Here is a 17296-nt window from a genome sequence, read left to right as displayed (position 1 = left end):
TCACAGCCCGAGCAGCGTCTGCCCTTCGCCCGTCGCCGAGAGGCCGATCGCGCGCAGCGCCGCCCAGACCGTGGCCTGGTTGGCGGTGACGATGGGCTTGCCCAGCTCTTCCTCCAGGGGCGCGATCAGGTCGTAGCTGGGCAGCGCGGTGCAGCTGACGAACAACGCGTCGGCCTCCGGGCGGTCGCCGGCGCGGACGAGGTCGGCGACCTGGTCGTACGAGGCCGACAGCACGTCACGCACCGGGAGCCCCAGCGCCGTGTTCGCGACGACGTCGAAGCCGGCGTCGCCGAGGTAGCGGCGCAGCCGCCGCCCCACCGGCTCCTCGTAGGGGTGCACGGTCGCGACCCGCCCCGCCTTGACCGCGCGCAGGGCGTCGACCGCAGCGCCGCTCGTCGTCAGCGCCTGCGGTGCGCCGTGGTCGAGCATCGCCTGGCGCAGCGCCGCTTCGCCGCGAGCGCCGCCGACGAAGCTGCACGAGGTGCACGCGTAGACGACGACCTGCGCACCGACCGCGCAGACCTCCCGGGTGGGGCGCGCGACGTAGGACGCCTCGCCGAGGGCCGACACGGTGCCCAGGTTGTCCGCACCGGAGACCTCGGCGGTGCGCGAGATGAACAGGGAAACGCTCTCCGGCACCCAGCGCCACAGCTCCCGGTCGCGGTTGAAGTCGTACGGCGCCACTATCCCGACGCTCACCTGCGGTTCCGGTCCGCGGACAACGCGTTTCACAAACCACATCCTAGTGGGTCGCCTCCCCGACGGCGAGCCTCGGCACCGTGTCCTGGGCGAACGGCCAGCTGCCGTTCATCCCGTATCGTCGTGCTCGCCGGGTGCAGGGGAGATCGTGGTGACCATCGAGACGGGCCGGGTGCCGGGTGTCGTGGCGGAGCGGGCCAGGGCGGCGCTGAGCGCGCTGCCGCCGAGCGAGGCCAGGGCCGCGCAGGTGCTGCTGGAACGCGGCTCCGACGTGGTCCGGATGTCGGTGAGCGAGATCGCCGCCGCGGCCGGGACCGGGGTGGGCACCGTGGTGCGCGCGTGCCAGAGCCTCGGCTTCAAGGGCTTCCAGGACGCGAAGATCGCGCTGTCACAGGATCTCGCGCCGTTGGTGGGGGAGCACTCCCCGGAACACATCGTCGACGGGGACCGCCCGCCGACGTGCTCGCGAAGCTCGCCGCCGGCAGCGGTGACGCCCTGCGGCGCGCGCCGGTGAGCGTCGATCCCGCCGAGCTGGACCGGGCCGTGGCGCTCCTGCATGGCGCCGACCGGGTCCTAGTGCTCGGCGTCGGCACGAGCGCCCCGCTCGCCCAGGACGCGGCGTACCGCCTGCTGTCACTGGGCATCCTGGCCGAGGCGCCGCTCGACGTGCACGTGCAGCACGTGCGCGCGGGCCTGCTGCGGCCCGGCGACGTCGTGATCGCGGTCAGCCACACCGGTTCCACCCGCGAGACCGTGCACGCGGCGCGCACCGCGCACGAGGCCGGCGCCTCGGTCGTGGCCGTGACCAGTTTCAGCACCTCACCGCTGACCGAGGTCGCGCACGCGAAGCTCGTCGCGGGCGGGCTGGAGACGCGGTACCGGGTCGAGGCGATGACCAGCAGGCTCGCGCACCTGGTGGTGCTCGACGCGCTGTACGTCAGCCTCCTGCTCGCCGACCGCGACCGCTCCGAAACCGCCCGGCAGGTGCTCGCCGGCATCCTCGCCGAGCACCGTTTCTGAGCCGGGTTCAGCCGATCGTGGGCTGCAGCGATTGCGGGACGCCCGCCGCGCCCGCACGGTCGAAGTGTGAAGATCAAGCTCGTTCCGCTCGTCGCCGCCCTCGCCGTGCTGACCGCCTGCAGCGGCGGGACGCCCGCTGCCACCAAGGATGAGCAGCCGTGGTCGTCCTTCGCGCCGCTGCGGGCGGCGACGACAGCCCCGCCCGCGCCCTCGCCCGCCGAGACCAAGGCGAACGAGCTCGGCCTGGTGCCGGTGCTGATGTACCACCGCATCGTCGACAACCCGAAGTCGGTGTACGAGCGCACGCCCGCCGACTTCCGCGCCGAGCTGGAGCGGCTCGTGCGCGAGGACTACGTGCCGGTGACCGCGGCCGAGTTCACCGCGGGCACGATCGACATCCCGGCCGGCACCCACCCGGTCGTGCTGACCTTCGACGACGGCGACCCGAGCCAGTTCTCCCTGACCCCGGACGGAAATCCGGCCGCGACGTCGGCCGTGGGAATCCTGCTCGACGTCGCCCGCGCGCACCCGGGCTTCCGGCCGGTGGCCACCCTGTACGTCAACCAGGACCCGTTCGGCGACCCGGGCGGGCGCCGGACCCTGCCGTGGCTGCACGCCCACGGCTTCGACATCGGCAACCACACGAAGACCCACGCGAACCTGCGCCAGGACTCGGCGGACGAGGCGCAGGCGGAGATCGCCGGCTGCGACCGGCAGATCCGGGCCGCGGTGCCGGACGCGGCGCCGACCACGATCGCCCTGCCCTTCGGCATCCACCCGCGGCAGGAGGACCTCACGCTCAAAGGTCCCGGCTACGACTACCGGGGCGCGTTCCTCGTCGGCGCGAACCCGTCCCCGTCACCGTTCTCGGCGAAATTCGACCCTCTCGCCATCCCGCGCATCCGCTCGGAGGCTGCCACGGGGGAGGAAGCGGAGTACGGATCCACCACGTGGCTCGACAAGCTCTCGGCCGATCCCGGCGAGCGCTACACCTCCGACGGCGACCCGGCCCGCGTGTCCTTCCCCCGCGCGGACGGGACCACCGTCGCCACCGCGTACCTGAATCGGGTGAACCCCTATTGACAGCGGCCACGCACGGGAGAGAGTACAAAGGCCCAGTGGGCGGGGACGCCGTGCTCTGTTTGCCACCGCCGACGAGCGACATCGTGTAACCACAGCTCTTCCCCTGCTTGGAGCATTCCCGATGACCAGAACCTTGTCGGAACCCGAGCACGTCGCTTCGGCACTCGCCGCCGCGACCCGGGTGCCGTTCCCCGGCGGCCGGTCGCCGTGCCGGCTGGAGGCCGGGCACGGGCGGATCGACGTCCTGCTCGAGGACGGTGACCGGGAGGCGCTCGCCGCCTGCGGCGCCGCGGTGCTGAACATGCAGCTGGCGCTGCGGGCCACCGGCCACGCCGCGACCGTGGACCTGCTGCCCGACCGCACCCGGCCCGAGCTGGCCGCAGTGGTGTGGATCCGCGCGACCTGCACGCCCAGCTCCCAGGAGCGGGCCCTGGCGCGCGCGATCCCGGTGCTGCAGGAGCACCGTGGCCCGCTTCCCGACGGCCTGGTGCCGCTGGGCGTGCGGATGGCGCTCGTGCGCGCCGCCGCCCGCGAGGAGGGCGAGCTGGTCCTGCTGGAGCCGCCGGCCGAGGTCGGTCTGCTCGAGCACCGGCTCACCGAGGCGGGCTGGCTTTCCGGCGGTGCCAAGGGTTGCGGCGGCCTCGTCGCGGTGCTGAACTCCTACACCGACACCACGCGCGGGCAGCTGCAGGCCGGGCGGGCGCTGCAGCGGGTGCTGCTCACCAGCAACGTGCAGGGCGCGCGGGCGGTCCTGCTGCTGCGCGCGGAGACGGTCCAGAAGGCCCGGCCCGAGCTGCGCGGCGTGCTCGGCGGCCAGGCCACCCCGCAGGCGGTGCTGGAGTTCGGTTTCGAGGCGCCGGCGCCGCCACGGCAGCGTGCTCGCCGGCGCTCGTGACGACGGACGTCAGGCCTGCGCGGGGAAGGTCGAGGCGTCGATGACGAACCGGTAGCGCACGTCGCCGTTGTGCAGGCGGTCGAGCGCCTTGTCCGTCTGGGCTGCCGTGATCTTCTCGATCTCGGCGACGATGCCGTGGCCGGCACAGAAGTCGAGCATCTCCTGGGTCTGCGCGATGCTGCCGTTCTTGGTCGAGGTGACGACGCGGCGTCCCTGGTTGAGCAGGCCGCCGTGCAGGCTGATCGGCTCGGTGCCGACCCCGGCGAGGACCAGCACCCCGTCGAGGCGCAGCAGACCGAGGTAGGCCTCGACGTCCACATCGGCCGCGGCGGTGCTGACGATCAGGTCGAAGGCACTCGCCAGGTCCTGCAAGCCTCCGGGCTCCGCGGTGCTCACGTAGTGATCGGCCCCGAAGCACAAGCTGTCCTCCCGCTTGGCCGTGCTGCGGCCGAGCACCGTGACCTCGGCGCCGAGCGCGTGCGCGAGCTTGACCCCGAGGTGTCCCAGCCCGCCCAGCCCGACGATGGCCACCTTCTTCCCCGGACCGGCGTGCCAGCGGCGCAGCGGGTTGTACATGGTGATGCCGCCGCACAGCAGGGGCGCGGCGGCATCCAGCGGCAGGCCGTCGGGGATCCGCACGACGTAGTTCTCGTCCACCACGATCCTGGTGCTGTAGCCGCCGTAGGTGAGCTCGCCGTCGTAGTCGCGACTGCCGAAGGTGATCACCTCGCCGCGGCGGCAGTGCTGGGGCTCCCCGGCGAGACAGTTCTCGCATTCACGGCAGGAGTCGACGTAACAGCCCACGCCGACCCGGTCGCCGGCCGAGTGCCTGGTGACCGCGGAGCCGGAGGCCGCGACCGTCCCGGTGATCTCGTGCCCTGGCACCATCGGGAAGATGCCCTCCCGCCAGTGGTTGCGCAGCAGTGCCAGGTCGGTGTGGCAGATGCCGGTGTACGCGATGTCGATCACGACGTCGTGCGGGCGCGGGTCCCGGCGCTCGATGGTCGTGGACTCCAGCGGCGCCTGCGGGCCGGCCGCGGCGAGGGCGGGAACAGTGAAGGGCACGAAGAACTCCTTGCTGGCTACGGCAGGAACGGCCTGCCTGCGGATCCGGACTCCACAGCACCACCGGCGCCGGGTGTTCCGCAAGGCGGAACGTGATACCCCGCTTCCTGCTACTGACAGGGTCACCTTCGCGGCGGCGCGGACACCCCTGGCTGGGTATAACAGGGATATGACCGGCGACAACGCCCTACGGGACTTCCTGGTCTCGCGACGCGCAGCCATCGATCCGGCCCGGGCGGGCCTGCCGGTGACGCACGCGGGACGGCGGGTACCCGGCCTGCGCCGTGAGGAGGTCGCCGCGCTGGCGGGGGTCAGCGTCGCGTACTACACGAAGCTGGAGCAGGGACGCGTCGGGATGATCTCCGACGAGGTGCTCTCCGCCGTCGAGCGCGCGCTTCGGCTCGACGAGCTGGAGTGCCTGCACCTGCGGGCGCTCGTCTGGAACGCGGGCCGCCGCCGGGCCGGGCGTTCGGACCCCGTCAAGGCGCGGCCGCAGCTGGTGGCGATGATCCACGCGCTCGACCCGGCCCCGGCGCTGGTCTACGGCCCGCGGTACGACGTGCTCGCCGCGAACGCGGCCGCGAAGGTCCTCCTCGACGACTTCGGCGCGATGCCGATCGCGGACCGCAACATCGTGCGCTGGACGTTCCTCAACCCGCGCGCGAAGGTCGTGCACCCACAGTGGGAGCTCGTCGCCGGGCACGTCGCCGCCGCTCTTCGCCACATCACGGCCGAGCGGCAGGCCGACCCGCTGCTGGCGCAGCTGGTGGGGGAGATGGTGGTCGCTTCGCCGGAGTTCGCGCGCCACTGGTCGGCCTACGACCTCTACGAGCACGGCCACGGCACCAAGCTGTTCTTCAATGAGGCCGTGGGGGAGCTGACCCTGCGGTACGAGACGCTGGCCCCGGCCGGCGACGACGGGCAGAACGTCGTCATCTACAGCGCCGACCGCGGCTCTCCCGCGGAGGAGAAACTGCGCCTGCTCGCCAGCTGGACCGCCGTCCCCACGGCCGAACCGCACCAGGAACCGTCGGCCTGAGCCCGTTTCCGAACGCGATTCCCGTTCGCACTCAGTCCGTTGTGGACACTCGATCGCGCCATGATCACCCGTTGTGCCGCCATGATCGACACCCGAGCGGGTATTGGCCCTGCACGGTTCGTTCTCCGAAACTATCGTTCCGGTGTCGTATTCGGCGCTCGCCGAAAAACTTTTCGCAGAATTGGAGTCCCATCATGCGCGCGTGGCCACGGCCGGTTCCTGTCGCGATGGCCGCGATCCTGCTCGCGGCGGCCCTGGTGTTCGCCGGCGGACCGGCGGCGCTGGCCTATCCGCCCCGGATCAAGGTCTTCGTCGCCAACACCGGATCGCGCAACCTCACCGTCTACGACACCCGCACCACGCAGCTGCTCGCCGACATCCCGGTGCAGACCGCGCCGGTGGGCATCGCGGTGGCTCCCGACGGCGACCACGTGTACGTCTCCAACGAGCTCTCGGGCACCGTGTCGGTGCTCGACGCGAACGACCATCGCGTGGTGGCGACCGTGCCGGTCGGCTCGCACCCGTTCGGCATCGCGGCCGGTGCGGACCGGGTCTACGTCGCCAACTTCAGCGACGGCACGGTGACCGTCATCGACACCGCCACCAACGCCCCGGTGGCGACCATCCCGGTCGGGAAGTTCCCGCACACCCCCGCCTTGAGCCCCGACGGGCAGACGCTCCTCGTCAGCGACAACGGGGCCGACGCCGTCACCGTCATCGACACCGCCACGAACCGGGTCACCGGGACCATCCCGGTCGGCCGGTTCCCGGCCGGCATCGCGGTCACCGCCCGCGGCCGGGCGTACGTGGCCAACACCGGCAGCAACACCGTGTCGGTCGTCAGCACCCGCACCGGGCTCGTCCTCGCGACGATTCCCGTGGGTACCGCGCCGATCGGCGTCGCCGTGACCGGCAACGGCGCGGTGTACGTCACGAACAGCGGCGCGGACACCGTGTCGCGGATCGATCCCGGCGACACCGGCGTCGCGAGCACGGTTCCGGTGGGCGACCAGCCCGAGGGGATCGCGGCCGCGCCGGACGACAGCTACGTCTACGTGACCGAGACCGGCAGCGACAGCCTGGCGGTGCTCGACGTTTCCGCCGGCACGGTCAGCGCCACCGTTCCCGTCGGCGACCAGCCGGAGGGCGTCGTCGTCTCGCCGGGCTGAGGGTTCGCCCGGCGTGGACGAGCTGCTGGTCCAGACCTCGCCGTAACGATCACGACCCACTGTGCGCGGTGGATATTGCGCTGATACGCGCCTATGTGGTTACTTTTCCGCCTTGGGGAATCAGCGGAGAGGTGGGAACCAGGTGCGGTCGACCATGTTCAGGCGGTGGCGTGCGGGCGCCGCGGTGCTCGCGGCGGTGCTCGTGGCGGGGCCCTTCGCGCCGGCGGCACAGGCGCAGGAGGGCGGCAAGGTGCTGCGGGTGGCGCTGGTGCAGGAGGTCGACCACCTCAACCCGTTCCTCGCCTCGTTCGCGTCGAGCACGATGATCGGCCGGATGACCTGGGAGTTCCTCACGCTGCCCTCCGCCGAGGACAACACGCCGAGCCCGGGCCTGGCCACCTCGTGGAAGACCTCCGACGACAAGCTGACCTGGACCTACACCATCCGCCAGGGCGTCAAGTGGTCCGACGGGCAGCCGGTGACCGCGAAGGACGCGGCGTTCACCCTCAACCGGATCATGACGGACAAGAAGGCGCAGGAGGCCAACGGCACCTACGTCGAGAACTTCGCGAGCGTCACCGCGCCCGACGACCAGACGCTGGTCATCCGGACCAAGGCGCCGCAGGCCAGCATGACCGCGATCGACGTGCCGATCGTGCCCGAGCACGTCTGGGCGGGCATCGGCGACATGGAGGACGCCAAGACCGACACCGTGCCCGTGGTGGGCGTGGGCGACGGCCCGTTCCTGATCACCGAGTACCGGCCGAACGAGCTGGTGCGACTGAAGGCGAACCCGGACTACTGGCGCGGCAAGGCCAAGTACGACGAGCTGCAGTTCATCAGCTACAAGAACGCCGACGCCGCGGTGAACGCCTTGCAGAACAACGAGGTCGACCTGGTCAACCGGCTCACCCCGACCCAGTTCGACGCGCTGACCGGGAAGTCGGGCATCGCCACCAACAAGGCGAACGGGCGCCGCTACCGCGAGCTGCTGATGAACCCGGGCGCGCAGAACGCCGACCGCCGGCCCATCGGCGACGGCAACGCGGCGCTCAGGGACGTCCGCGTCCGCAAGGCCATCGCACAGGCGATCGACTCGCAGACCCTCATCGACAAGGTCCTCGGCGGCTACGGCCAGCTCGGCGGCGGCCTGCTGCCCACCTCCTACCCGCGCTACCACTGGGACCCCAGCGACGCGCAGCGCTACAAGTTCGACCCGGCCGCGGCCAACGCCGCCCTCGACGCCGCGGGCTACCCGAAGGGCGCGGACGGCACCCGGGTCGGGCCGGACGGCAAGCCGCTGGAGCTGCGGCTGCTCGGCAAGGCGAGCGAGGACTTCTCCCTGCGCGCGGCCGACTACGTGGTCAGCTGGCTCGGCGCCGTCGGCATCAAGGTCACCAAGCAGCTGGTCTCGGACAACGAGGTGGACGACCGGACCAACGCCGGCACCTACGACCTCGCGTTCTCCGGCTGGGGCACCAGCCCCGACCCCGACTACACCCTCGCCAAGCAGACCTGCGCCGCCCTGCCCGCGAGCTCGGGCAGCAGCAGCAGCGCCTCGTTCTTCTGCGACCCGCAGTTCGACGCGCTCTACCAGCAGGAGAGCACCGAGCTGGACCCGGACAAGCGGGCGGACCTGGTCAAGCAGGCGCAGGCCCGCTACTACGACCAGGTGCCCAGCCTCGTCATCGACTACGACAACCCGCTGGAGGCCTACCGCTCCGACCGGTTCTCGAGCTTCCCGAAGCAGCCGGCGAACGACGGCAACATCATGGAGCAGAGCGGCTACTGGAGCTTCTACGGCGCGACCCCGGCCGAGGGCGGCAGCGGCGGCGGCGGGCTGCCCGCGGGGGCCTGGATCGGGATCGGGGCCGCGGTGGTCGTCGTGGTCGCGATCGGCGGGGTGACGGTGGCGCGGCGGAAGAAGACCGCCGACGACCAGGAGTAGGCGCCGTGACTCAAGCGCTCGCCAGTGCCGAGCTGACCGACCCCGACGAGCGGCGCGGCGGCACCGGCGGCATCGCCCGGTTCGTGCTGGGCAAGCTCGGTGCGGCGGTCACCAGCCTGCTGCTCGTCGTGGCACTGGGGTTCCTGCTGTTCCGGATGATCCCCGGCGACCCCGTCGCGACCCTGACCAGGGACCGGCCGACCAGCCCGGAGCAGCTCGCGCAGCTGCGGGTCCGGCTCGGCGTGGACAAGCCGCTGTACCAGCAGTTCCTGGACTACGTGGGCGGCCTGCTGCACGGCGACCTCGGCACGTCGTTCGGCTACAACCGGCCGGTGGCCGATCTGATCGCCGAACGGTTCTGGCCCACGCTGCTGCTGGTCGGCACGGCGACGGTGCTGGCGGTCGCGCTCGGCCTGTGGCTCGGGGTGCGCGCGGCGTGGCGCCGCGGCAGCGGGTTCGACCGCGCCCACACCGGGATCGCGCTGACCCTGTGGTCGGTGCCGCAGTTCTGGCTCGGCCTGCTGCTGCTGATCGCCACGCACGGGCTCTTCCCCAGCGGCGGGATGCGCTCGCCGGACGCCGGGCCCGGGTTCTTCGACCAGACGGCCACGATCGCCTACCACCTGGTGCTGCCCTGCGTGACGCTGCTGGCCGTGCTCTACGCCCAGTACATGCTGGTGATGCGCTCGTCGCTGCTCGGGGAGATGGACGCGGAGTACCTGACGACCGCACGCGCGAAGGGCCTGCGGGACGACCTGGTGCGCCGCCGGCACGCGGTGCCGAACGCGTTGCTGCCGACGGTGACGCTGGTGTTCCTGCAGTTCGGCATGGTCGTCTCGGGCACCGTCACCGTGGAGACGGTGTTCTCCTGGCCCGGGCTGGGCCTGCTCACCTACGAGGCGCTGCGGGTGCCGGACCTGCCGCTGCTGCAAGGAGTCTTCATAGTGCTGGCCGGCTCGGTCATCGTGATGAACCTGATCGCCGAGGTGCTCTACCGGGTGCTCGACCCGCGGGTGCGTGCCCGGTGACCGCGGCGATCGTCTGGCAGCGCCGCCGCGCCGCGGTCAGCGGGGTGTGGCGCGAGTTCGCGCGCAACCGCGGCGGCCTGGCCGGGCTCGGCGTCCTCGCGGTCATCGTCGTGCTCGCGGTGCTGGCGCCGGTGATCACCGACCCCGCCGGGCTCGACGTCACCGACGCCCCCGGCCGCCCGCTGCAGGCGCCGACCGGGCAGTTCCTGCTCGGCACCGACGTCGACGGCCGCTCGGTGCTGCTGCTGACGCTGTGGGGCGCGCGGGTGTCGCTGCTGGTCGGGTTCTCCGCGACCATCCTGTCGGTGCTCATCGGCACGATCGTGGGCATCGCGGCCGGGCACTTCGGCCGCTGGGTCGCCGCGGTGCTGCTGCGCTTCACCGACTTCTTCCTCGTGCTGCCCTCGCTGGTGCTGGCGATCGCGCTCTCGACGGTGCTGCCGCAGGGCATCGCGACGATCATCCTCGCCGTCGGGGTCACCTCCTGGCCCACCACCGCGCGGCTGGTGCGAGCACAGACCATGACGATCGAGAGCAGGCCCTACATCGAGCGCGCCAAGGCGCTCGGCGGCGGCCACCTGCACATCGTCGGCAAGCACGTGCTGCCCGGCGTGCTGCCGCTGGTGCTCGCCAACACCACGCTCGTGGTCGGCAACTCGATCATCGCCGAGTCCACGCTGTCGTTCCTCGGCCTCGGCGACCCGAGCGCGGTGTCCTGGGGCTCGATGCTGCAGCGCGCGCTGTCCTCGGGCGCGGTGACCGGCGGCGCCTGGTGGTACCTGCTGCCGCCCGGCCTCGCGATCGTGGTGATCGTGCTGTGCTTCACCCTCGTCGGCCGCGCGCTGGAGACCGTCGTGAACCCCCGGCTGAAGGGACAGCGCTCGTGAGTCCCCTGCTGGAGCTGAAGAACCTCGGCGTCACCTACCGCACCGGCGGCGGCGAGGTCGAGGCCGTCCGCGACGTGAACCTGCGGCTGGAGCCCGGCGACACCCTCGGGATCGCGGGGGAGTCCGGCTCGGGCAAGTCGACGGTCGCGATGAGCGTGCTGCGGCTGCTGCCGAAGTCGGCCAGGGTCAGCGGGGAGATCCTGCTCGACGGCGAGGACGTCGCGACCATGCGCTGGGGCCGGCTGCGCGCCGTGCGCTGGGCGGAGGCGTCGATCGTGTTCCAGGGCGCGATGCACGCGCTCAACCCCGTCCGCCGCGTCGGCGCGCAGATCGCCGAGCCGATCCGGCTGCACGCGCCGAAGCCGCCGACCGACGCCGAGGTCAACGCGCGGGTCGCGGAACTGCTCGAGCAGGTGGACCTGCCGGTGTCGCGGTCGGGGGCGTACCCGCACGAGCTCTCGGGCGGGCAGAAGCAGCGGGTGATGATCGCGATGGCGCTGGCCTGCCGGCCGCACCTGATCATCGCCGACGAGCCGACCACGGCGCTGGACGTCATCGTGCAGGCGCAGGTGCTCGAGCTGATGAGCCGCCTGGTCGCCGAGCAGCGCCTTGGCCTGGTGATGATCAGCCACGACCTGTCCGTGCTCGCCGCGACCTGCGCCCGCATCGCCGTGATGTACCAGGGCGAGGTGGTCGAGCAGGGCCCGGGCAAGGAGTTGATGGCCGCCCCGAAGCACGCGCACACCCGCGCGCTCGCCGCGGCGTTCCCCACGGTCGGGGACCCGACGTCCCGCTTCGCCCCGGCGACGAGCACACCGCTGCCGCCGGAGCCCGAGACCCCACCCGAACGCGAAGTCCTGCTCGAAGCCCGGAACCTGCGGGTCTCCTTCGGCGACATCGACGCGGTCGCGGGCGTGGACCTGCGGGTGCACCGCAACGAGATCGTCGCGCTGGTCGGCCAGTCCGGTTCGGGCAAGACGACGCTGGCCCGCACGCTGCTGGGCCTGCAGAAGCCGACCTCGGGCGAAATCCTGTTCGAGGGCACGCCGCCGACGGCACGCGGTCTCAAGGCCTACCGCCGCCAGGTGCAGCTGGTGCTGCAGGACCCGACGAGCGCGCTCAACCCGCGGCACACGGTGTACGAGGCGGTCGCCGAGGGGCCGCGCATCCACGGCCTGCCCGGCGACGAGCGGCAGCTCGTCACCGAGGCGCTGGAGGCCGCGGAACTGCGCCCGGCGGAGCAGTTCCTGTCCCGGCTGCCGCATGAGCTGTCCGGCGGCCAGCGCCAGCGCGTGGTCATCGCCGGGGCGCTCGCGCTGCGCCCCAGCGTGCTCGTGGCGGACGAACCGGTCGCCTCGCTCGACGCGTCGGTGCGCGGGGAGATCCTGGGGCTGCTGCTGCGGCTGCGCCGCGAGCTCGGCCTCGCCGGCCTGGTCATCACGCACGACCTCGGGCTGGCGTGGAACATCGCCGACCGGGTCGCGGTGATGTACCGCGGCGAGCTGGTCGAGGTGGGCTCCGTCGAGGAGGTGCTGCTCGAACCCCGCCACGACTACACGCGGTCACTGCTGGCGGCACTGCCCGGCGGCGTGCAATCCGCCGCCGCCGCGAATCCGTCCCGGCGCGGTGTGTAATCTCCCAAGACGAAATGGCGACCACTACTGATCCCGCGCCGGACGTCCCCTCGCTGGGCCAGGACGCCGGGGCGCCCGCCGGGGCGCACCCGGTGGTAGTCCGCGTGCCTTCCCGCTTCCCCTATCGGACCATCTCGATGGGGACCATCGGCAGTGTCCTGCTGCTGCTCGGCGCGCTCGGCGCGGGCGGCATCCTGATCCGCGACCCCGTGATCGGCACGGGCCCGCTGTCCTGGGTGCGCTACGGCCACGGCCGGATGCTCGCCAACGCCGTGCTCTACGCCGGGTTCGGGCTCGTGGTGTGGGCGTGGGTGCGGCTGGGCCGCTACATGCTCGCCGGGCGGATCGGCAGCAGGCCGATCCTGATCGCCGCGGCCTGCTGGATGGGCCCGCTGATCATCTCGCCGCCGCTGTTCACCCGCGACGTGTTCTCCTACCTCGGCCAGGGCGCGCAGCTGCTGCACGGGCTCGACCCGTACGCGCACGGCCCGGCCGAGCTGGAGATCCTGCCCGACGTCGTGCAGAACGTGCACCCGGTGTGGCAGACCACCCCCGCGCCCTACGGGCCGCTGTTCCTGCTGGTCGCCAAGGGCGTCGTCGCGCTGACCGGTGACAACGTGATCGCCGGGGTGATCGTCACGCGGCTGGTGCTGCTGGTGGGCCTCGGCGCGATGGTCTGGGCGCTGCCGCGGCTGGTGCGCCACCTCGGCGGCAAGCTGCCGATCACGCTGTGGCTCGCGGTGGCCAGCCCGATGACCGTGATCCACCTCGTCGGCGGCCCGCACAACGACCTGCTGATGCTGGGCTTCCTCACCGTCGGCGTGCTCGCCGCGCTGGAGCGCAAGCACGCGCTCGCGATCGCGCTGGTCACGCTCGGCATGCTGATCAAGCCGACCGCGGCGGTCGCGCTGCCGTTCCTGGTCTGGGTGTGGGCCAACCACCTGCCCGGCGACAGCCGGCTGCGCAACTTCCTCAAGGCGGGGGCGATCTCGGTCGGCATCTTCGCGGTCGTGTTCGTCCTCGGCACCTGGGTCTCGCTCGGGTCGTTCAACCTCGGCTGGGTCGCCGGCCTGCAGGCGCCGACGCTGGTCACCAACTGGGTGAACTTCCCGACGGGTGTCGGCCAGCTCTTCTATACCCTGGTGCACCTGGTGATCAACGTGCCGGAGTCGCCGTTCGTCACGGTGGCCCGCGCGCTCGCGGTGCTGACGCTCGGTGTGTTCGGGGTCCGGCAGTGGTGGAAGGCGCGCTTCGGCGGCAACGAGGCCGTCTTCCGGATGTCGATGACGCTGCTGGCCACCGCGATCCTCGCCCCGCCGACGCTGCCCTGGTACCTGACCTGGGGCTTCGTCGTGGCGGCCGCGTTCCCGTGGCGCCGCAGGCACCTGGCGATCGTCGTCGGGGTGGCGGTGTTCCTGGTGATGGCCTACTACCCGACGGGCGAGCAGGCGCTCTACGACTGGTGGTTCGTCGCGCTGACGATCGCGTTCGGCGTGTACGCCGCCGCGTCGCTGCTGCGCCCGGACCCGCTGGGCCTGATCGGCGCCTGGCGCCGGCAGACGGCTCAGCCGGCCGCGCCGGTGTCCGAGGGCGGCCAGGTCCCGTCAAGCTGACGCGGACCAACCGCGCCACGCGGTGACCTCCGTGCGCACCACCGGGCCTTCCGGCGGGCGCTCGCGGTACTGCGGGTACTTCGCCCGCAGCGCCTCGATGGCGGCGGGGTCGGAGCCGAGGACGCGCGCGGTGCCGTCCGCGCGGACCCACCACAGTCGTGACCAGTCCTCGTCGTAGCCGTCGGCGAGAAAGCTGACCGCCGGGTTGGCCGCGATGTTGCGCAGCCGCCGCAGGTCGGTGCTGCGCTTGGGTTTGTGGTCGACCGCGAACACGATCGCGCCGTCGTCGAGCGCGAAGGTCACCGGCACCAGGTGCGGCACGCCGGCCGCGTCCGCGGTGGCGAGCCGCGCGACCCGGGCGGCGGCGAAGCGGGCCTCAGCCTCCATGGGCGCAGGTCATCGTGAGGCCGTCGATGGTCGCCGGCACGCCGAGCGGGATCGTGACCGAGCCGGGCAGGTGCCCGAACCCGGCCTCCCACAGGATCGGCACGCCGAGCGGCGCGAGCCGGTCCAGCATCACCGACCGCACGACCTCCAGGTTGCCACAGCCGGTCCAGGAGCCGAGCACGATGCCGGTGACGCGGGCGAACCAGCCGCTGCGCAGCAGCTGGGTCAGCATCCGGTCGAGGCGGTAGGCGTGCTCGGTCACGTCCTCGAGGATCGCGATCGCGAGCTCGACCGGACGGTGCTCGGGGGTGCCGACGCTCGACGCGAGGAGGCTGAGGTTCCCGCCGGTGGTGACGCCCTCGGCAGAGCCCGGCACCAGCGCCTCCGGCGCGCGGACGACCACCGGCGAGCCGGGGTCGAACAGCACGCGGTGCAGGTGCGCCGCGGACACGTCGTCCCACAGCGTGCCGCCGGGCATGGGCGAGAACACCGTCGCCCACCCCAGGTGCGCCGCGATGGCCTGGTGCAGTGCGGTGACGTCGCTGGAGCCGGTGAACAGCTTCGGCCCCGCGGCGCGCAGGGCGTCCCAGTCCAGCAGGTCGAGCATCCGCTGGGTCCCGTAGCCGCCGCGGGCGGAGATCACCGCGGACACCGCGGGATCGAGCCACGCGGTCTGGAAGTCCGCGGCGCGCTGCTCGTCGGTGTCGGCGAGGTAGCGGAAGGCCGGGTGCCGGTTCCCGGCCGTCGCGAACCGTTTGACCGTCAGGCCCCAGCCCTCCAGCGCCGCGGTCGCCCGGTCGAGCAGCTCCGGCGCGACCGGCCCGGCGGGGGTGACGAGGGCGACGGTGTCCCCGGCGTTCACCGCTGTAGCTCCAGCTTCGGCACCCCGGGGGTGTCGAAGCCGAAGACCTGGCCGTAGAAGGACAGCTCGGCCTCCAGCGCGGTGATCATCGTCGCCGCCTTGCGGAACCCGTGCTGCTCGCCGTCGAAGGTCAGGTACGCGTACGGGATTCCCTTGCCGCGCAACGACTTCACGAACCGATCGGCCTGGTCCGGCGGGCAGATCTGGTCGTCGAGGCCCTGCAGGAACAGCACCGGCCCGGCGAGGGCGTGCGCGTGCGTGAGCGGCGAGCGCTCGACGTAGCGTTCCCGGGCGCGCGGCATCGGCCCGATCAGGCCGTCGAGGTAGCGGGACTCGAAGTCGTGCGTCTCGCCGCCCTCACCGGTCCAGCCGGCCAGGTCCAGGATCGGGTACTTCACCGTGCCCGCGCCGAAGGTGCGGTCCATGGTCATCGCGGCCGCGGAGGTGAACCCGCCCGCGCTGCCGCCGCGGATCGCCAGGCGCGCCGGATCGGCGAGACCCTCGGCCACGAGCGCGCGCGCCACCACCACGCAGTCGCGCACGTCCACCACGCCCCACTCCTCGCGCAGCCGCTCCCGGTACGCGCGCCCGTACCCGGTGGAGCCGCCGTAGTTGACGGCCACGACACCGATGCCGCGGCTGGTGAAGTACGCGAAGTCCATGTCGAGGGTGGGGTAGTTGCGGCCGGTGGGGCCGCCGTGGACGTGCACCACGTAGGGCGGCAGCTCCCCGTCGGGCCCGGCGAAGTCGGCGTTGGCGGGCGGGTACAGGTAGGCGTGGATGCGCTCCCCGTCCGGGCCGGGAAAGACCCGCTCCTGCGGCACCGGCAGGTACGCGGCCGGGGGCACCTCGGCGCTCGTGACGACCGGCGTCACCTCACCCGAGGCGAAGTCCACGCGCACGACAGCGCTTTCCCGGTCCGGGCCCGAGGCGATCCCGGCGACCCCGTCGCCGTAGGGGGCGAGCGCAGCCGCCCACTCCGTCAGCTCCGGCGCGACCCCGGTGACGGTGCGGGCGTGCTCGTCGAGCACCGCGAGCCGCCCGGAGTCCAGCACGGCGTAGCGGCCCTCGCCGAGCGGGGTGAACCACCGGGAGCCGATCTTCCACAACGCGCCGCCGAGCTCCTTCCCGGCCGGCGCGAGCGCGGTGCTCGTGCCGTCGAGGGTGATCCGGTGCAGGTTCCACCAGCCCTCGGGGTCGGCCAGCGCGAGCAGCGCCGACGGCGACTCCCACTCCAGCTGGCACACCGACACGCCCGCTCCTCCGGCGAGCACCCGGTGCGGGCCGAAGGAACCGTCGAGCCGCACCTCGGCGACGCAGAGTTCCGTCTCGTCCCAGGGCATCGCGGGGTGGTCCCAGCCGAGCCACGCGGCGTGCCGTCCGTCCGGCGACAGCTGGGGCGCGGTGAGGAAGTGGTGGCTCGCGGCCAGCGACCGGATTTCGCTGTGCGCGAACGCGACGAGGTCGCGGCGGATGTCGGTGCGCCGCGGTCCGGTGCTCGTCTCCCGGACGGCCCACACCTCGCCACTCGTGCCCCGGCGCAGGTCGCCGTAGCGAACCCCTTGGCGCACCCCAGGTTCCGGAGTGACCGGCGAAACGTCCCCGCTGTCCAGATCCCGCACGTACACGCGCTGGTCGTCCCAGTGCGTGAAGTAGAGCGAGCGGCCGATCACCAGCCAGGGGCGGCCCCCGTACTCGTGCACCCGGTTCCGCGCGTTCCACGGTGCGGGCAACATCTCCGTGCCGTCGGCCCGGACCAGCGCGAGCCGCCCGCCCTCCGCGGGTCTGGCCTCCGCCCACCACGCCTCGCCGTCGACCACGTCGAGCCACTGCGCGCCGCCTCCCGCGGCCGCGACGTCCGCGGCGCTGATCGGCGAGGTCCAGGTTCCGTACGGTGAGATTCGGGGCACCGCTGCACTGTAACCGGCGCCGCCACGCCGACCCGGCGGGCAAGTGATGTTCGATAT

The 17296-nt window shown here is 72.5% G+C and carries 16 protein-coding genes; 11 read left to right on the top strand and 5 right to left on the bottom strand.

Annotated features, from left to right (window positions below; all coding sequences use genetic code 11):
* On the bottom strand, positions 1 to 699 hold the full coding sequence (locus tag LWP59_RS19185; protein ID WP_229857526.1) for a maleate cis-trans isomerase family protein: 699 nt from the start codon (positions 697 to 699) through the stop codon (positions 1 to 3).
* Between the two features lie 151 nt (positions 700 to 850).
* On the opposite strand from LWP59_RS19185, the gene LWP59_RS19180 reads away from it, so the two are divergent.
* The 4 genes from LWP59_RS19180 (at position 851) to LWP59_RS19165 (ending at position 3697) form a co-directional block, all read left to right on the top strand.
* Positions 851 to 1213: a MurR/RpiR family transcriptional regulator gene (locus LWP59_RS19180; RefSeq protein WP_229857528.1), complete on the top strand. Its 363-nt coding sequence runs from the start codon at positions 851 to 853 to the stop codon at positions 1211 to 1213.
* A complete protein-coding gene (locus LWP59_RS19175) occupies positions 1159 to 1719 on the top strand; it encodes a MurR/RpiR family transcriptional regulator (RefSeq protein WP_229857530.1) in 561 nt (186 codons plus the stop codon). The genes LWP59_RS19180 and LWP59_RS19175 overlap by 55 nt, the downstream gene beginning before the upstream one ends.
* A 66-nt stretch (positions 1720 to 1785) precedes the next feature.
* Positions 1786 to 2802, top strand: coding sequence for a polysaccharide deacetylase family protein (locus LWP59_RS19170; RefSeq protein ID WP_186383638.1), 1017 nt, complete (start codon positions 1786 to 1788; stop codon positions 2800 to 2802).
* Between the two features lie 121 nt (positions 2803 to 2923).
* Positions 2924 to 3697: a hypothetical protein gene (locus tag LWP59_RS19165; protein WP_144645918.1), complete on the top strand. Its 774-nt coding sequence runs from the start codon at positions 2924 to 2926 to the stop codon at positions 3695 to 3697.
* 9 nt (positions 3698 to 3706) lie between these two features.
* On the opposite strand, the gene LWP59_RS19160 is transcribed toward LWP59_RS19165, so the two are convergent.
* Positions 3707 to 4762: an NAD(P)-dependent alcohol dehydrogenase gene (locus tag LWP59_RS19160; protein WP_229857531.1), complete on the bottom strand. Its 1056-nt coding sequence runs from the start codon at positions 4760 to 4762 to the stop codon at positions 3707 to 3709.
* A 169-nt stretch (positions 4763 to 4931) separates the two neighbouring features.
* On the opposite strand from LWP59_RS19160, the gene LWP59_RS19155 reads away from it, so the two are divergent.
* The 7 genes from LWP59_RS19155 (at position 4932) to mptB (ending at position 14080) form a co-directional block, all read left to right on the top strand.
* Complete coding sequence (locus LWP59_RS19155; RefSeq protein ID WP_186383288.1) at positions 4932 to 5801, top strand: helix-turn-helix domain-containing protein; 870 nt, start codon at positions 4932 to 4934, stop codon at positions 5799 to 5801.
* 194 nt (positions 5802 to 5995) lie between these two features.
* On the top strand, positions 5996 to 6970 hold the full coding sequence (locus LWP59_RS19150; RefSeq protein WP_144639678.1) for a YVTN family beta-propeller repeat protein: 975 nt from the start codon (positions 5996 to 5998) through the stop codon (positions 6968 to 6970).
* A 154-nt stretch (positions 6971 to 7124) separates the two neighbouring features.
* Positions 7125 to 8918, top strand: a complete 1794-nt coding sequence (locus LWP59_RS19145; protein ID WP_144639676.1) for an ABC transporter substrate-binding protein — start codon at positions 7125 to 7127, stop codon at positions 8916 to 8918.
* A 5-nt stretch (positions 8919 to 8923) separates the two neighbouring features.
* A complete protein-coding gene (locus tag LWP59_RS19140) occupies positions 8924 to 9946 on the top strand; it encodes an ABC transporter permease (RefSeq protein ID WP_144639674.1) in 1023 nt (340 codons plus the stop codon).
* Positions 9943 to 10833, top strand: a complete 891-nt coding sequence (locus tag LWP59_RS19135; RefSeq protein WP_144639672.1) for an ABC transporter permease — start codon at positions 9943 to 9945, stop codon at positions 10831 to 10833. Before LWP59_RS19140 ends, LWP59_RS19135 begins: the two co-directional genes overlap by 4 nt.
* Entirely contained in the window at positions 10830 to 12467 is a 1638-nt protein-coding gene (locus tag LWP59_RS19130) for an ATP-binding cassette domain-containing protein (protein ID WP_144639670.1), read from the top strand. Before LWP59_RS19135 ends, LWP59_RS19130 begins: the two co-directional genes overlap by 4 nt.
* A gap of 14 nt (positions 12468 to 12481) precedes the next feature.
* Positions 12482 to 14080, top strand: a complete 1599-nt coding sequence (gene mptB, locus LWP59_RS19125) for a polyprenol phosphomannose-dependent alpha 1,6 mannosyltransferase MptB (protein ID WP_144639668.1) — start codon at positions 12482 to 12484, stop codon at positions 14078 to 14080.
* On the opposite strand, the gene LWP59_RS19120 is transcribed toward mptB, so the two are convergent.
* Genes LWP59_RS19120 through LWP59_RS19110 form a run of 3 tightly spaced genes read right to left on the bottom strand, consistent with a single transcriptional unit; the run spans position 14072 to position 17239 of the window.
* A complete protein-coding gene (locus tag LWP59_RS19120) occupies positions 14072 to 14467 on the bottom strand; it encodes a TIGR03668 family PPOX class F420-dependent oxidoreductase (RefSeq protein ID WP_144639666.1) in 396 nt (131 codons plus the stop codon). The two genes, mptB and LWP59_RS19120, sit on opposite strands and share 9 nt — an antisense overlap.
* Positions 14457 to 15329, bottom strand: coding sequence for a S66 peptidase family protein (locus tag LWP59_RS19115; RefSeq protein ID WP_144639664.1), 873 nt, complete (start codon positions 15327 to 15329; stop codon positions 14457 to 14459). The genes LWP59_RS19120 and LWP59_RS19115 overlap by 11 nt, the downstream gene beginning before the upstream one ends.
* Complete coding sequence (locus tag LWP59_RS19110) at positions 15326 to 17239, bottom strand: S9 family peptidase (protein WP_144639662.1); 1914 nt, start codon at positions 17237 to 17239, stop codon at positions 15326 to 15328. Before LWP59_RS19110 ends, LWP59_RS19115 begins: the two co-directional genes overlap by 4 nt.
* Positions 17240 to 17296 lie beyond the last annotated feature (57 nt).

The sequence above is a fragment of the Amycolatopsis acidiphila genome (assembly GCF_021391495.1).
In the GTDB taxonomy this organism is placed as follows: Bacteria; Actinomycetota; Actinomycetes; order Mycobacteriales; family Pseudonocardiaceae; genus Amycolatopsis_E; species Amycolatopsis_E acidiphila.
Note: the sequence above shows the minus strand (reverse complement) of the source record. Positions and strands in the feature narration are given on the sequence as shown.

Excerpts from the sequence above, each read along its gene's own strand:
- LWP59_RS19145 (WP_144639676.1), top strand. The coding sequence starts at position 7,125 with ATGTTCAGGCGGTGGCGTGCGGGCGCCGCGGTGCTCGCGGCGGTGCTC.
- mptB (WP_144639668.1), top strand. The coding sequence starts at position 12,482 with ATGGCGACCACTACTGATCCCGCGCCGGACGTCCCCTCGCTGGGCCAG.
- LWP59_RS19150 (WP_144639678.1), top strand. The coding sequence starts at position 5,996 with ATGCGCGCGTGGCCACGGCCGGTTCCTGTCGCGATGGCCGCGATCCTG.
- LWP59_RS19165 (WP_144645918.1), top strand. The coding sequence starts at position 2,924 with ATGACCAGAACCTTGTCGGAACCCGAGCACGTCGCTTCGGCACTCGCC.
- LWP59_RS19120 (WP_144639666.1), bottom strand. The coding sequence starts at position 14,467 with ATGGAGGCTGAGGCCCGCTTCGCCGCCGCCCGGGTCGCGCGGCTCGCC.
- LWP59_RS19155 (WP_186383288.1), top strand. The coding sequence starts at position 4,932 with ATGACCGGCGACAACGCCCTACGGGACTTCCTGGTCTCGCGACGCGCA.